13 protein-coding genes are annotated in these 14,481 nt (G+C 51.0%); 6 read left to right on the top strand and 7 right to left on the bottom strand.

All coding sequences use genetic code 11. From position 1 onward, the window contains the following. Positions 1-15 precede the first annotated feature (15 nt). The 4 genes from JFN88_RS18930 to JFN88_RS18915 form a co-directional block, all read right to left on the bottom strand. Positions 16-309 carry an Fpa/YlaN family protein gene (locus tag JFN88_RS18930; RefSeq protein ID WP_199020836.1) on the bottom strand — a complete coding sequence of 98 codons (294 nt, stop codon included), beginning with the start codon at positions 307-309 and terminating at the stop codon, positions 16-18. Positions 310-450: 141 nt separating this feature from the next. Further along, positions 451-693 carry an HPr family phosphocarrier protein gene (locus JFN88_RS18925; RefSeq protein WP_199020835.1) on the bottom strand — a complete coding sequence of 81 codons (243 nt, stop codon included), beginning with the start codon at positions 691-693 and terminating at the stop codon, positions 451-453. Between the two features lie 95 nt (positions 694-788). Beyond that, positions 789-1,904 carry an aminopeptidase gene (locus JFN88_RS18920; protein WP_199020834.1) on the bottom strand — a complete coding sequence of 372 codons (1,116 nt, stop codon included), beginning with the start codon at positions 1,902-1,904 and terminating at the stop codon, positions 789-791. Positions 1,905-1,982: 78 nt separating this feature from the next. Next, a complete protein-coding gene (locus JFN88_RS18915) occupies positions 1,983-3,929 on the bottom strand; it encodes a sensor domain-containing diguanylate cyclase (protein ID WP_199020833.1) in 1,947 nt (648 codons plus the stop codon). 434 nt (positions 3,930-4,363) lie between these two features. Between JFN88_RS18915 and rpsD the strand changes: the two genes are divergently transcribed. After that, complete coding sequence (gene rpsD / locus JFN88_RS18910) at positions 4,364-4,963, top strand: 30S ribosomal protein S4 (RefSeq protein WP_199020832.1); 600 nt, start codon at positions 4,364-4,366, stop codon at positions 4,961-4,963. Between the two features lie 334 nt (positions 4,964-5,297). On the opposite strand, the gene JFN88_RS18905 is transcribed toward rpsD, so the two are convergent. Both JFN88_RS18905 and JFN88_RS18900 read right to left on the bottom strand, forming a co-directional pair. After that, positions 5,298-5,990 (bottom strand): response regulator, encoded by a 693-nt coding sequence (locus JFN88_RS18905; protein WP_199020831.1) that lies wholly within the window; start codon positions 5,988-5,990, stop codon positions 5,298-5,300. Further along, positions 5,968-7,581: an ATP-binding protein gene (locus JFN88_RS18900; protein WP_199020830.1), complete on the bottom strand. Its 1,614-nt coding sequence runs from the start codon at positions 7,579-7,581 to the stop codon at positions 5,968-5,970. Before JFN88_RS18900 ends, JFN88_RS18905 begins: the two co-directional genes overlap by 23 nt. A 264-nt stretch (positions 7,582-7,845) precedes the next feature. On the opposite strand from JFN88_RS18900, the gene JFN88_RS18895 reads away from it, so the two are divergent. The 5 genes from JFN88_RS18895 to JFN88_RS18875 all read left to right on the top strand — a co-directional run bounded on the left by JFN88_RS18895 (position 7,846) and on the right by JFN88_RS18875 (position 12,671). Further along, complete coding sequence (locus JFN88_RS18895) at positions 7,846-8,844, top strand: Bug family tripartite tricarboxylate transporter substrate binding protein (RefSeq protein ID WP_199021319.1); 999 nt, start codon at positions 7,846-7,848, stop codon at positions 8,842-8,844. Between the two features lie 64 nt (positions 8,845-8,908). Continuing rightward, a complete protein-coding gene (locus tag JFN88_RS18890) occupies positions 8,909-9,361 on the top strand; it encodes a tripartite tricarboxylate transporter TctB family protein (RefSeq protein WP_199020829.1) in 453 nt (150 codons plus the stop codon). Between the two features lie 20 nt (positions 9,362-9,381). After that, positions 9,382-10,908 (top strand): tripartite tricarboxylate transporter permease, encoded by a 1,527-nt coding sequence (locus tag JFN88_RS18885; protein ID WP_199020828.1) that lies wholly within the window; start codon positions 9,382-9,384, stop codon positions 10,906-10,908. Positions 10,909-10,957: 49 nt separating this feature from the next. Next, entirely contained in the window at positions 10,958-12,379 is a 1,422-nt protein-coding gene (locus tag JFN88_RS18880) for an NAD-dependent malic enzyme (RefSeq protein ID WP_199020827.1), read from the top strand. Positions 12,380-12,422: 43 nt separating this feature from the next. After that, positions 12,423-12,671 (top strand): HPr family phosphocarrier protein, encoded by a 249-nt coding sequence (locus tag JFN88_RS18875; RefSeq protein WP_199020826.1) that lies wholly within the window; start codon positions 12,423-12,425, stop codon positions 12,669-12,671. A gap of 221 nt (positions 12,672-12,892) precedes the next feature. Here the strand turns inward: JFN88_RS18875 and floT are convergent, their stop codons facing one another. Beyond that, entirely contained in the window at positions 12,893-14,443 is a 1,551-nt protein-coding gene (gene floT, locus JFN88_RS18870; RefSeq protein WP_199020825.1) for a flotillin lipid rafts scaffold protein FloT, read from the bottom strand. Positions 14,444-14,481: the final 38 nt, after the last annotated feature.

The following is a 14,481-nucleotide window of genomic DNA, read 5'->3' as shown; positions in this document are numbered from 1 at the left end:
CTCTCGGCAAAGAGACTACTCTTTTTCTTTAAGGTCCAACGCTTCATACAGATGCGCTAAGTTTCTTTCCAGCCTGCTTAAAATTTGCTTGCCTGCGAATTCCTCGATCAAGCCGGCGCGCACCGCAAAATCGACCTCACGGGAAAAGCCATACATTTGAGTATCCAGCACTTCCTCATATAAAGGGCACTTGCGGGTAGCAAGGTTCTCCATCTGAACCTCGATCAGCAATTCAATTTTATTGGCATCTTCCTCAAGAAGATGCAGCGCCCTTTGATGCATATGCACCATCACATTCGATGAAGACATCGTACTCCCCCTTGTGCGCATTAGTCGCCGTCTTCTACCTTTTATATTAGACGAAATCGTCCCAATACACAAGGTTAAAACAGAAAAGCACCCGCGACCGCGCTTTGCGGGCAGGGTGCTTCTAACTGTACGAGGGCCTTTCTAATCGGCGACTACTGCGATATTCAAATTGTGCTTTGCGAAGACTTCAGCCATAGCAACCTTGGCTTCATCCGCGTCAGGACCGTGAACATGAAGCTCATAGGAATGCCCGCTAACGAGCGTCGTGAACAGGCCTAGTATGCTTTTTACATCAATGTATTTATTCTCTGCTTGGAGAACGATGGAAGACCTGAAACGATTAGCTGTTTGGGAAATGTCTACGATTGCTGCGTTATTGGACATAAAAATCCCCTCCGAATATATTCTTTGAATCTTTCTACATGATACCGTGATTTGGCAATTCGTTCAATGGAATTTTGAACAAAAATGATTGGATGTTATGTCAAATTCTCAGGATTCAGCGGCTCCAGTTCCGGTATTGTAAAGCGGCCATCCTTGCGAATCAGCACATCGTCAAAATAAACCTCGCCGCCCCCGTATTCCGGACGCTGAATAAGCACCAGATCCCAGTGAACGGATGAACGATTGCCGTTATCTGTCTGTTCGTAGGCCTGACCCGGCGTAAAATGCAAGCTGCCGGCAATCTTTTCATCAAACAATGTGTCCTTCATCGGGTGAAGAATATGCGGGTTAAAGCCCAGGCTGAATTCCCCGATGTAACGTGCGCCCTCGTCAGTGTCCAGTATGTCATTCAAGCGCTTCGTATCATTGCTCTCAGCTTTCACAATTTGGCCCTTCTGAAAGGCAAACGAAATATTCTCAAATGTAACACCTGCATAAACACTAGGCGTGTTGTACGTAATGGTGCCTTCAACCGAATCGCGAACCGGCGCGCTGAACACCTCGCCGTCCGGAATATTGCGATGGCCCGAACAAAGCCTGGCCCCGATATTTTTAATCGAGAAGCTAATATCTGTACCCGGCGAAACGATGCGAACCTTGTCCGTCCGCTCCATTAATTCCTTGAGCGGCACCATCGCCTGCTCCATTTTGGCATAATCTAGATTACAAACGTTGAAGTAGAAATCCTCAAATGCCTCGGTGCTCACATTAGCCAGTTGGGCCATCGAGCTATTCGGATAGCGTAGAACAACCCATTTGGTCTTCTTAACACGTTGCTCCAGATGTACGCGATGAACATAAATCTGCTGGTACAAACGCATTTTATCCTCCGGTACACCGGCCAGCTCATTCACATTCTCCCCTGCGCGAATCCCGATATAGGCGTCCATCGCCCTCATCCGATTGAGATCCAATTCGGCCCACAACTCCAACTGCTCTTTGCTGCCATTTATCAGCAGCGAGCGAAGCACTGAACGATCGCTTGTCTCTACGAAAGGGTGCCCGCCGCGCTTGCCAACTTCTTCAATCAGACATTTCACCAGTTCCCGCTCCGAACCAATCATATTGATAAGGACATTCTCTCCAGGCTGGACATCAATGGAATATCCGACAAGATTCTCAGCGAGCTTCTTCAATCTAGGATCTCTCAAAACGCAAGTTCCTCCTAATTCATTCGATATCGTGATGCTGTTCCATCCTATCATGGATTACGCAACATTGCATCTTGCCTAGCCCACTTGCACATGGTTGCGCCCGCTCTTTTTAGCTTTGTAAAGTGCCATATCCGCCCGATAAAATAGCGCTTCCACGCTGACCTTGCCGTCTTCAAAATGCCATTCGGATACGCCGCATGATACCGTCACGCCAGGGTCCGTCTGCGAAGAGACCTGGGTGCGAATCCGCTCGGCAATCCGGTAAGCTTGCCCAGTCGTCACCGAGGGCAAATATACGGCGAGCTCTTCCCCGCCCCAGCGTGCGGCAATATCCGAATCTCGTATGACTGACCGGATAATGCTGCTTACCTGCGTTAGTATTTTATCTCCGATCTGGTGGCCATATGTATCATTGACCTCCTTGAAATGATCGATATCAACGAGAATCAGCGCCCCAAGCTCATCCTGCCGCTGTCTGGCCTGAATTTGCTCATCCAGAAAATGTCTGGCATGGAGTCCGGTCAAGTGATCGGTAATGGCCATGCGCCGCATTTCGGAATGAAGCGACGCGTTTGTGATCGCCAGCCCGATATGTGTTGCGAGAACCTGAAGAAGCTTATAATTGTCATAGGAGAAAAAATGCGGTCTGCGGTGTGTTAGCAAAATGACGCCCAGCACTTCGGCGTGTACAAGCATCGGTGTCGCTATGAGGGAATGTGAACCAGTCAGTGTCATAAATTTGGAGGATACTGCCGTGCGCTCGGAGTAATCGGATACAATCAGTGCTTCCTTGGTCTGCAAAATTTTCCCGCAGAACCCGTAATCTCCATTGAGCCGTTCATGGAGCAACTCCGGCTTATTGCTGGACAACACGATAAATTCATTGTCCTCTTTGCAATATTGCAGCATACAACAGTAATCCGCTTTAAAAATTTGCAGCAAATCCGTTGTTGTAAATTCAATGATATCTTTGAGCTGAAGCGATTGATTGAGCCGCCTCGTCAGCTCATTGATCAGTTGAAGCTCGTTGATTAGCTGATTGGACTGCTCATACAGCTTGGCATTTTCGAATGCCGTACCCGCAGTCTCGGCAAGCATCTCCATATCCGCAAGCTCATCCTCTTCCCATTCCATTCCAACAGTTGTCAACCTAAGCACACCATAAGTTGCCTGCTTGCCGGTAATCGGAACTGCAATCGTCATTCGTCCCTCTTCTTGTCTGAGAGCCGCTTCTCCACTCATAAATGCTACAGCGCATATATCATTCATATCATGCGTGAACGTCATCAGTTGGACGCGGGCATCGGCATGGGAATAGTCCTGCGACAACAGCAACTCCACATTCGAATGCGGATAAAGCAATTCAAGCGTATTCATAAATTCATTAAGCACAGCGACCACATGAATCTGGTCATGCAGCCGTTTGGTTGCCTGCAGCATCGCCTCGCGGCGCGCCGCCTCCTTCTCCGCCGCCACCTGCTCTCGGGTAAGATGCTGTATGTATAAATGCTCCAGATGGCGATGCAAACACGCCCGATAATGGAGCGCACAGCTATGCAAAACAGCCATATCGGAGGCCTCATTGGCCGGCTGAATAAAACCAAATACGGCTGCGCATCCCTGAGTCTGGTCCAGCATGATCGGAACAACGCTCAGACAAGCCTCATAAGCTTCGCCCTCGTACTCGAGGGACTGTAGCATCCGCTCTTGCTTTCCCGATTTGCAGGCTTCCAGCACGACAGGCAGCAGCAGCTTCGCCGTCGTCCATGAACGAGAATCCCACTGCGTATCCGCAGGCTCATGCACCAAGCAGCTTCCCTGCCCGTCAAACAGCATCAGAATTCCCTTTGGAACAGATTCATCTGCTTCCGACCGCCATAACCGAAAACCCTCCTCCAAGATGGCAGGCAAACCCGATTCCGGAAACGCGTTCCCGCTTGTCAGAAAGAACGACAGCTCATGCATCGACTGTTTCATTATTGAATTTGCATCATAATCATGCGGGCGTATCTCTTTCATCATACGCAGCACCCTGTTCCTTTCGTCTTATGCGATCTTCAAAACGGTACAGAGATTACGATCTAATTTATTCAATCATACTTCATTTTCATGAAATTTGCACTATTTTGAATGGTAAATAAAGGACTTTTGATTCACCAGAACCATTTAAATCATGCATTGAATGTCGAATATAATCGAATTTTTTTATAAGCAGGCTTCCCCTTGACATTACTCCCCCGTTTCCTATAAAATTTATAGTTGGATAAAGGGTAAACGGTTTTGTGTCACCCTCATGGCTGCTCCCACAGACAAGCCAGCGGCTGAAAAGCTTGTCTGAAGTCTATGGACTTAATCGTGTCCGATCCTTCCGCTGGAAGGGACGGCCGTTGGAAGCAGCCGGCGAAACAGAGAGCCCCTTTTCAAACATTCCATTTGAAGAAGGAGTTTTTACGAGTATGGCACGTTATACAGGACCTAAGTTTAAATTGAGCCGTCGTCTGGGTATCTCCCTGAGCGGTACAGGAAAAGAATTGAAGCGCCCGTTCCCTCCAGGTCAACATGGCCCGGGACAGCGTAAGAAACTGAGCGGATACGGCGTTCAATTGCAAGAGAAGCAAAAGCTTCGCCACATGTACGGCTTGAACGAAAAGCAGTTCCGCAATCTGTTCGACAAAGCGAACCAACTGAAAGGTATTGCCGGTGAAAACTTCATGTTCTTGCTGGAAAGCCGTCTGGACAACCTCGTGTACCGTCTGGGCTTCTCCAACTCCCGCGCAGGCGCACGTCAATTGGTTGCTCACGGACATATCACTGTTAACGGCAAAAAAGTGGACATCGCGTCCTACACTGTTGCTGTTGGCGATGTAATCGGATTGCGCGAGCGCAGCCGCAGCCTGAAAGCGATCAAAGAAGCGCTCGAAGGCCGCTCACACGTAGCAAGCTATCTGGAGTACAATGACGCAGCTCTGGAAGGCAAATATATTCGTTTGCCTGAGCGTGCTGAGCTGTCTCAAGACATCGACGAAAAACAAATCGTTGAGTTCTACAGCCGTTAATAATATTTGCTTAGAGCAGGCTATCGAAAAGATAGCCCGCTCTTTTTTTGGCTCAACCTAAAAATTAGTGGTTGATTATAGAGGAGATAGCAGCGAAGGGGCAGAGGAATTCTGGAGAAACGAACGTGGTCGCCTTTACAGCCCGATTCCCCCTGCTAACCTCTATCCTATACAGGAATCGGGCTTTAACAGCGATCGGAAGAATCCTCTGCCACGCAGCGTCCCCTCTACCTAGAAGTCAACCACTAATTTTGGTTTTGAGCCCCATTCTCTGAAATAAAAAGATCGCCTCGCATGGCCGTTTGGCTATGCTGGCGATCTTTATTCGTATAGGTCATGAAGTCGCCTTCCGGTATACCCTCTCCGGCCTGCCTACTGTGCCATAAGAGATATCGGCCGCCAGCACTCCCTTCTCGACGAAATACTCCAGATACCTGCGCGCTGTCGTACGGCTGAAGCCGCCATGCTTGCCCAGCTCTTCTGCCGTCCAGACACCGGCAGCCGATTCGATATAAACCATAATTTTTTCGCTCGTAATTTTGTCGATGCCCTTGGGCAAATACGTGTCCTTATCGGAGCGTTCTCCCGTTCCCCACAACAACTGGTCCACGCATTGCTGATCCATCTGCGTGTCGGATTCTTCGTATTGTCTCAGTTGCTCGCGATACTTGCGATAGGCCTTCAGCTTTTCCTGAAACCGCTCGAATACGACCGGCTTGATCATGAAGTCGTATACGCCGCCCCGTATGGCCTCCCGCACCGTATCGAACTCCTTCGCGGCGGTAATGATCATCACATCGGTATGCGGGTAATTCCTCTGGATATGCTGCAGCAAGTCCAGTCCCGACATGTCGGGAAAGTACAGATCAAGCAGCACCAAGTCCGGCATTAGAATATCAAGCTGTTCATGGGCCTGTGCTTTATCCGTCGCAATCCCGACCACCTCAAAGCCCTCTAGCTTCTCCACAAAACGCTGATTGATGCTAGCGATTCGCACATCATCCTCAATGATGACGACCCGTATCATAACTATCCCTCCTTGCCTTCGGAATGGAGACGGTGAATACCGCGCCGCCTTCTTCTGCATTGCGGTATGCGATCGATCCGTTCAATTGCTGTACCGCGCCGTGTACAATGGACAGGCCGAATCCCCTGTTTCCTTCTCCCTTCGTGGAGTAACCAACCTCGAACAAATGGCCCTCGCTGCTTGCAGGAATGCCTTCGCCGCTATCTGCCACCTCGATGCGAAGATCATCTCCTTTGTCACTAAGCCATACGCTGATCCAACGGTCTTCCGAACCCAATGCCGCCAAAGACGCTTCCATCGCATTGTCAATCAGATTGCCCATAATGGCTACCAGCAAGTTGCGGCTTATGGAATCCGGAATATCCTTGAAGGTACTGCCCCTGTTAATGTCGAGCCGCACCTTCAATTCGCTGGCGCGGTTGAACTTGCCGATTAGAATGCCTCCAATGATAGGATCAGGTATTTCCTGAAGAAGAAACTGGATCAAATTCTGATGAATATCCGTCTCATGCGTAATAAGGTCCATCGCTTCCTGATAAGACTCCAATTGAATAAGACCATAGATCGTATAGAGCTTATTCGAATATTCATGAGTTTGGGCACGAAGCGTCTCCGTATACTCCCTCACCTGCATCAGTTCATTCGTCAATCTCAGAAGCTCGGACTTGTTGCGGAAGCTCGATACCGCCCCGACGATGCGATGCTCATGATCGTAAATCGGCAGACGGTTTACGACGACGATATGATCATTGATAATCATCTCCTGATTTTTCTCCGCTTCTCCGGACTGTATCACCTCAAGCAGTCTTGTATCCGGGATGACATCCTGAATATGCCGTCCCGTGACCGATGTCTCTTCCAAAGGATCAATCATCATCGTCGCCGTATGATTGGCAAGCGTTACGATTCCTTCCCGATTGACTGCAATAATCCCTTCATGAATCGTCTCCAGGATCGCCCGTTTCTCCTGATAAAGCAAGCCGATTTCCTTGGGCTCCAGACCGTGCGTCAGCCTTTTCACACTGGAAGCGATCCATATCGCCCCACCGCAGCCTACCATCAAAGCAAGCGCGGCAAAAAAGAGAACTCGATTGCGATAGGACTGAGCAGACTCTTCAATATCCTTCATTAAAATGCCTACCGACACAATGCCGACAATTTCATTCCGATCGTTATAGATCGGTGTTTTGCCGCGCAGTGACGGCCCCATGGAACCGACAGCCTTCGAGATGATGCTCTTACCTTGAAGAACCTGTTCGTTATCGCCGCCCACCATCTCCTTCCCGATCCGATCGGGGACAGGGTGGGCGTAACGGATACCGTCGCGGTTGCCGATGACGATATATTCCGCATCGGTCTCCCGCCGAATTTCTTCCACGACCGGTTGGATAATGGCGGAGGGATCATCCGCCTCAAAGGCTTCCTGAATGACATCCATCTCAGCGACTACTTTGGCCAGCATAAGCGCCGAGGCGCCTATATCCTTCTCCAGTGTATCTACAAGCAATCGTTCAAAGCTGAAGGTCAAGGCAACAATAGTAGAGAACAGCAGAATACCGATGAGCAGGATCAGTCTCGTTTGTAATCGCATACATTTCCCTCCATACTATCAGACTGTCGCTTTGCTTTGTGTTTGATGTTCTTATTGTATGCTACAACGTCTCTGGAACAAAGTGCAAACCGCTGGAATTGCCGTAAATTTTATGAACAAAATTAACCAAATGAACCTTTTTCAACTTATAACGCAATTCTATTCAAGTTCAAAACACGGTGATAGTATGAAATCACTCCGATTTCAGTAAGCGTTTACAATATACTCTATTTCGGGACCCTATTAAGGAGGAAACTATCCATGATGAAACGGAACGTATTAAAAACAATAGCAGCAGCGCTCGTACTCACAGTCAGTTTAACAGCTTGCAGCACCGCCGGCGGCGGGGAATATCCGAAAAAACCCATTACTATAACGGCTCCTTCCGGTGCTGGCGGCGGATGGGACAAGACGGCCCGTTCTCTGGCCAAGGTGCTCTCGGAGACGAAGCTCATTGAGCAAACGATGACCGTCGAGAACAAGCCGGGCGGCGGAGGTACGGTATTTCTAGGGGAGTATGTGGCCAAAGACAGCAAGGACCCCTACAAATTGTTCGTAAGTTCCCCTCCGATTCTTATCAACAATCTGAAAAAAGAAGGCAACAGCCCGTATGGATACAAAGACGTCACGCCGCTGGCACAGATTACGAAGGATTTCGGCGCCATTGCGGTATCAGTTGACTCCAAGTACAACGATCTTCAGTCGCTGATTGATGCCATTAAAGCGGACCCCAAAGCTATAACACTCGCCGGCGGCTCCGCCCCCGGCTCCATGGACCATCTGGTCAGCGTGCTGCCGGCCTTCAAGTCCGGCATCGATCCGAAAACTGTCAAATATCTGTCCTACGATGGAGGAGGCGAGGCTATCGCTGCGCTGCTGGGCAATAACGCTGACGCCATCGGCACGGATATCTCGTCGCTCGGCAGTTACCTTAAAGCCGGCAAAATTAAAATTCTGGCCATCACATCAAACGAGCGGCTTGGCGGCGATTTCAAGGATGTGCCTACAATGAAGGAGCTTGGTCTGGATGCGGAATTCGTCATTTGGCGCGGTGTATTCGGTCCGAAAGGGCTGACCGAAGATCAGCTTGCCTTCTGGGATAAGACGTTGAAACAATTGTCCGAGAATGAAACATGGCAGAAGGAACTTGTGGCGAATGACTGGGCAAGCGAGTACCGCAATAGTGCTGACTTCAAGACTTTCCTGGAGCAGCAGGAGAAAAGCGTGCAAGAGTTGCTGACTGCATTAGGCATGCAGAAATAACTTCGATGAAGGAGAGGAGAGCTGATGTTCTCTTCCCTTCTTTATCCCTACAGGAGGTATCCCAATGAACAGAACGTTTGACCGCTATGCCAGCATCGTATTCCTGCTTCTTGGCATCGGCTTCATGTGGCAGAGCGCAAGCATCAGCGCCACCTCGTACGGAAGCACTGTCGGGCCTAATATATTCCCATTTGGACTGGGTCTCGCATTAGTCCTGCTCAGCATTCGTCTCTTCTACGAGGTGTTGAAAACCAAGCCTGCCGAGCACAAAAAGACCAAACTGGATTATAAAAGTTTCTTCATTATTTTTATTACCGCATTATTATATGCATTTTTTATCGAGTTTATTGGCTATATCATCGGTACCTTTGTCTTTCTGCTCGTAGCGTTCCAAACGATCGAGAGAGGCAAGTGGTTAAAATCGATTCTCATCGCCGGAGTATTCTCCGTTGGTGTCTATGTCATCTTTGTCGTCTTGTTGGAAGGCTCCATTCCGGGCCTCCCATCTTGGCTATGATAAGCATGGGAGGGATTTGAATGAACGTACTGGATTATTTGGCGGACGGATTTATGACCGCCTTGCAGTGGCATAACATTGTTTTTGCCTTTTTCGGCGTCTTGATCGGCACGGCAGTCGGCGTCCTGCCAGGCATCGGCCCCATGAGCGGCGTCGCTTTGCTCATCCCGGTCACCGCCTCAATGACAAGCGGCTTGCCGCCTGAAGCAGCCGCTACCAGCTCCATTATTCTGCTTGCGGGCGTCTATTATGGGGCCATGTATGGCGGCTCCACTACTTCAATTCTGCTCAATACGCCGGGCGAATCCTCCTCTGTCGTCACGACACTGGACGGCTATCAGATGGCGAAGCAAGGCAGAGCGGGCCCGGCTCTGGCCATCGCGGCTATCGGATCATTCATCGCTGGCCTCTTTGCCCTCGTAGCCCTGGTTGTGCTGGCTCAGCCATTGTCCAACGTCGCAATCAAATTTGGTCCGGCGGATTATTTCTCGCTGATGCTGCTCGGACTATGCGCCGTAAGCGGTCTTGCCGGGAAGTCCATTACGAAAGCGCTCATCATGACCGTATTCGGACTGCTGCTCGCCACCATCGGCATGGATACCGTATCCGGCGTGGCGCGCTTCACGTTCGGCATTCCGCTGCTGTATTCCGGCCTTGAATTTCTCACTATTGCTGTCGGCCTCTTCGCGCTTGGGGAAGTGTTCAAGACCATTCTGGAGAAGGACTACAACTCCGGACCCATCTCCAAGATCGGCCGCATCCTGCCTACTAAAAAAGACTTCAAAGATAGCGCGGCTCCAATCGCGCGCGGCTCTATTCTGGGATTCTTCATCGGTATTCTCCCAGGCGCAGGAGCGACGCTTGCTTCGTTCTTCAGCTATATTCTGGAGAAGAAAGTCAGCAAGAACCCTGAGACCTTCGGCAAAGGCAATATCGCCGGCGTTGCAGCGCCCGAATCGGCCAACAACGCCGCATCCGGCGGAGCCATGATTCCTCTGCTTACACTTGGCATTCCGGGCTCCGGTACGACCGCTATTTTGATGGGCGCACTCATCATGTACAACATCCAGCCAGGCCCATTGCTGTTCGAAGAGCATCCTCAGGTAGCTTGGGGGCTAATCGCAAGTATGCTCATCGGCAATTTGCTATTGCTGGCACTCAATATGCCACTGGTGAAAGTATTTGCCAAAGTCATTCAGACGCCGCCCAAATATCTCATTCCGATTATTGTTGCCATTTCGGTATTCGGCGTCTATGCGGTACAGGTCCAGGTCTTCGATCTGATCCTATTGCTGGTCTGCGGTGTCGCCGGCTTCCTGCTGGCCCGCAACGATTTCCCGCTCGCTCCGCTTGTACTCGGCCTCGTATTGGGACCGATGATTGAGAACAACATGCGCCGCGCGTTGACGACATCCAATGGCGATTTTATGATTTTTCTGCAAAAGCCGATGTCTCTCGCATTCCTGATTATTGCCGCGCTGTGGATTGTCGTGCCTATTCTTCTGAAGCGCAGAGGAAAAGAAGTCGTCGTGAACGAGGAAGGCTAACCGCCTGATCAACCAAATACAGATCTAATGACATGCCAAGGAGGCAGACATGAGCACACCTAAACTGGGCGGTAAAAGCGTCATTGCCCGCATTGAAATGAATATCGACGAAGCCAGCTTCGGCCAGGTAACAGCCGCCATCTTTGAGGCCGGAGGCGATATTGTCGCCATCGATGTCATTCAGACCAGCAGCCAAATGACGATCCGTGACGTTACCATCACCGTCATCGACACTATAGATATCGACATCATTACCGAGCGTATCCGCAACATGCCGGGCGTCCGCTTGCTCCATCTGTCAGACCGGACATTTCTGCTTCATCTCGGCGGCAAAATTGAGACCAAGCTGAAAACTCCGATTCAAAATCGCGACGATCTTTCCCGTGTCTACACCCCGGATGTCGCACGCGTATGCATGGCTATTCACGAGGAGCCTAACAAAGCGTTCACGTTGACCGTGAAGCGCAATAGCGTAGCAGTGATCTCCGACGGAAGCGCCGTTCTCGGTCTTGGCAACATCGGTCCTTATGCCGCAATGCCCGTTATGGAGGGCAAATCCATGCTGTTCAAGCAGTTGGCGGATGTCGACTCCTTCCCGGTTTGCCTGGATACGCAAGATACCGAAGAGATCATTGCTGTAATCAAAGCGATCGCCCCCGCATTCGGCGGCATCAATCTGGAGGATATCTCGTCGCCGCGCTGCTTCGAGATCGAGCAGCGGCTGCGCGAGGAGCTGAACATCCCTGTATTCCATGATGACCAGCATGGCACTGCCGTCGTCCTGTATGCCGCGCTGATCAATGCACTGAAGGTCGTCGGCAAATCCATCGAAGGCCTGAAGGTCGTCGTCTGCGGAATCGGCGCGGCGGGGGTCGCTTGCAGTAAAATCTTGCTGTCCGCAGGCGTGAAGAACATTATCGGCGTAGACCGATGCGGGGCGCTTACAGCAGACCAGACCTATGATAATGAGATTTGGCAGTGGTACTCCAGCCAAACTAATCCTGAGCGCCGTTCCGGCACGTTGCGCGAAGTGATTCAGGGAGCGGACGTTTTCATTGGCTTGTCCGCAGGCGGATTGCTGAAGAGAGAGGACGTGCTTAACATGGCAGAGCGGCCGATCGTCTTCGCTATGGCTAATCCGACACCGGAGATTTTGCCGGAAGAAGTCGAGGATATTGCAGGCGTCATCGCGACAGGACGCTCCGATTATCCGAACCAGATCAACAATGTGCTCTGCTTCCCAGGCATATTCCGCGGTGCGCTGGACTGCCGGGCAACCACAATCAATGAAGAGATGAAGCTGGCCGCAGCGGAAGCGATCGCCTCTGCGGTCTCTGACAAGGAGCGGAGCAAGCATTACATCATTCCAAGCGTATTCAATCAACAAGTTGTAAGCGGCATTCGCGATCTGGTTATCCAGGCGGCGATTCGCACTGGCGTAGCTCGCAGAATTCCGAGAGAATATCGTTAGCGGTTGAGCTGTATACCGATTCCATGTAACGGGAGGATTTCTGATGAAAAGCAGTATTCGATCCATCGTGGATATCAACATGATCGCCAATAAATTCACTTCCAGCATCGTACTCATTGTTGGTCCCGATCATTACATTGATGCGAAGAGCATCCTTGGCCTTAGCATGACGCTTTACCGCGACCGAGCCTATCATCTTCAAATCCATGGTCCCGACCAGGCCGAAGCCAAAGCTGCCATGCTCGACGTTTTCGCCAAGCATAATCTGAAAGTCGAGTTCCACGGGGAGTGAGTTAGCTGGTAGCAGGAAGCGAATCTCTGGAGAGACGGGTATGAATGTGAAGCTTGTACAATTCAGTAAAAAGCCTCCCCGCAATCCGCAATGTAAAAAATTAAAAATAAGAGCAGGCTATTGAAAAATAGCCCGCTCTTGTTTTTAAGTTTCCCACCCGCTGAAATCAGCCGTTAGCTTCGTCTGTAGAGCAGCATAGTTTCCAGCAGTCCAGCACTGGCTTACGCTTGGCCCTTGGCCTTGTCATCTTCCGCTATCGGGATAATTGTATCCGACTCCAAAGCCGCGGCGTGAAGCGGCTGCGCATTATAAGCGCTACCGGGCACAGCCTTTCTGGTCAATCCCTTGACCAGTTCCTCCAAATCAATACCTGATACGCTCTTCAGCATCTCCGGCGCTGTCGCCATCAGCGAGGTCACATAGTTGCTCACCCGCGCAGCTCCTTCACCATTGCCGGTGTCTACAACCGTCAGCTTGTCAATGCCCTTGATCGGCTCGGCAACTTTGCCGGCCAGTTCAGGCAGCATCTTCACAATAATATCGAGTACGGCCGCCTCTCCGAACTTCTCGAACGCCTGCGCCAGCTTCTCCTTCGCCTCTGCCTCAGCCAGACCGCGCAGTCGGATGACTTCAGCTTCCGCCGTACCTTTCGCCCGCTCGGCATCGGCCACCGCCAGACCGTCCAGCCGCTTCTGCTCAGCAAGGGCCCTGGCCTCTGCCTCGATCTTGTATTGCAGCGCGTCCGCCTCACGCAACTTCCGCGCCTTATCTGCTTCAGCAGCCTGCTCGACAGCGTAACGGTCGGCATCCGCTTTCTTTTTGACTTCCGCATCGTATTGCTTCTCGCGTCTTAGAATTTCCTTGGCTTCCAGGTCGATCTCTCTTTCTTTGCGTACCAGTTCAATCTTCATTTGCTCTTCAACCACGCTTTGCTGCGCACGAGCCTCATGAATCGAATATGCCTGGTCCGCTTCCGCTCTCGCAGTATCCTGCTCGCGTTTGAATGAGGCAACCTTCAACTCCTTGTCCTTGGAAGCCTCGGCGATATTGGTGTCGCGCAGCAGCTCCGCCTTCTGCCCTTCCTCCTCCGCCCGAGCCTTCTGAATACGGGCATCCCGGACCGCTTCCGCCTCCGCAATCTCGGCATCGCGCTTGACGACGGCGATTCGCGGTTTTCCAAGCGCATCCAAATATCCGTGCTTGTCCCGGAGGTCCTTGATTGTGAAGGATACAATCTGCAGTCCCATCTTCTTCAGGTCTTTCGCGGCCACACCTTGCACCTCCTGGGCAAAGCGGTCGCGGTTGCGATATACCTCTTCGACCGTCATGGAGCCTAGAATAGCCCGCAGATGCCCTTCAAGCACCTCTTGCGCTTCTCCTTTGAGCGCTTCCGTCGGTTTGCCCATGAATTGCTCGGCAGCCGTAGACACATCCTCGATCGCGCCGCCGATTTTAATAATCGCCACCCCATCAGCCATAACCGGAACTCCCTGCTCGGTATACACTTCCGGTGTCGATACGTCCAGCTTGTGGGACAGCAGAGAGAGGAATTCGGCCTTCTGGAAGACCGGCAGTATGAATGCGCCCCCTCCGCGTACAATTTTAATACGGCGTCCGCTGTCGTCCATCAGCGTATTCTTCGAACCAAGGAAGGAACCGGTGACGACCATCGCCTCATCCGGGCTTACCGTTTTGAAGCGGGCCCAAAAGGCAAGTCCCAGGACGACAATTACACCAATTACAATAGCGGGAATTACATAAGCATCTTGCATGAACATTTCTCCTCTCAGCAACACTAATTTCGGGCAAA

This window comes from Paenibacillus roseus (genome assembly GCF_016424485.1).
GTDB lineage: Bacteria > Bacillota > Bacilli > Paenibacillales > Paenibacillaceae > Paenibacillus_D > Paenibacillus_D roseus.
Note: the sequence above shows the minus strand (reverse complement) of the source record. Positions and strands in the feature narration are given on the sequence as shown.

Excerpts from the sequence above, each read along its gene's own strand:
- JFN88_RS18930 (WP_199020836.1), bottom strand. The coding sequence starts at position 309 with ATGTCTTCATCGAATGTGATGGTGCATATGCATCAAAGGGCGCTGCAT.
- JFN88_RS18925 (WP_199020835.1), bottom strand. The coding sequence starts at position 693 with ATGTCCAATAACGCAGCAATCGTAGACATTTCCCAAACAGCTAATCGT.
- JFN88_RS18915 (WP_199020833.1), bottom strand. The coding sequence starts at position 3,929 with ATGATGAAAGAGATACGCCCGCATGATTATGATGCAAATTCAATAATG.
- rpsD (WP_199020832.1), top strand. The coding sequence starts at position 4,364 with ATGGCACGTTATACAGGACCTAAGTTTAAATTGAGCCGTCGTCTGGGT.
- JFN88_RS18905 (WP_199020831.1), bottom strand. The coding sequence starts at position 5,990 with ATGATACGGGTCGTCATCATTGAGGATGATGTGCGAATCGCTAGCATC.
- JFN88_RS18900 (WP_199020830.1), bottom strand. The coding sequence starts at position 7,581 with ATGCGATTACAAACGAGACTGATCCTGCTCATCGGTATTCTGCTGTTC.
- JFN88_RS18895 (WP_199021319.1), top strand. The coding sequence starts at position 7,846 with ATGAAACGGAACGTATTAAAAACAATAGCAGCAGCGCTCGTACTCACA.
- JFN88_RS18890 (WP_199020829.1), top strand. The coding sequence starts at position 8,909 with ATGAACAGAACGTTTGACCGCTATGCCAGCATCGTATTCCTGCTTCTT.
- JFN88_RS18885 (WP_199020828.1), top strand. The coding sequence starts at position 9,382 with ATGAACGTACTGGATTATTTGGCGGACGGATTTATGACCGCCTTGCAG.
- JFN88_RS18880 (WP_199020827.1), top strand. The coding sequence starts at position 10,958 with ATGAGCACACCTAAACTGGGCGGTAAAAGCGTCATTGCCCGCATTGAA.
- JFN88_RS18875 (WP_199020826.1), top strand. The coding sequence starts at position 12,423 with ATGAAAAGCAGTATTCGATCCATCGTGGATATCAACATGATCGCCAAT.
- floT (WP_199020825.1), bottom strand. The coding sequence starts at position 14,443 with ATGCAAGATGCTTATGTAATTCCCGCTATTGTAATTGGTGTAATTGTC.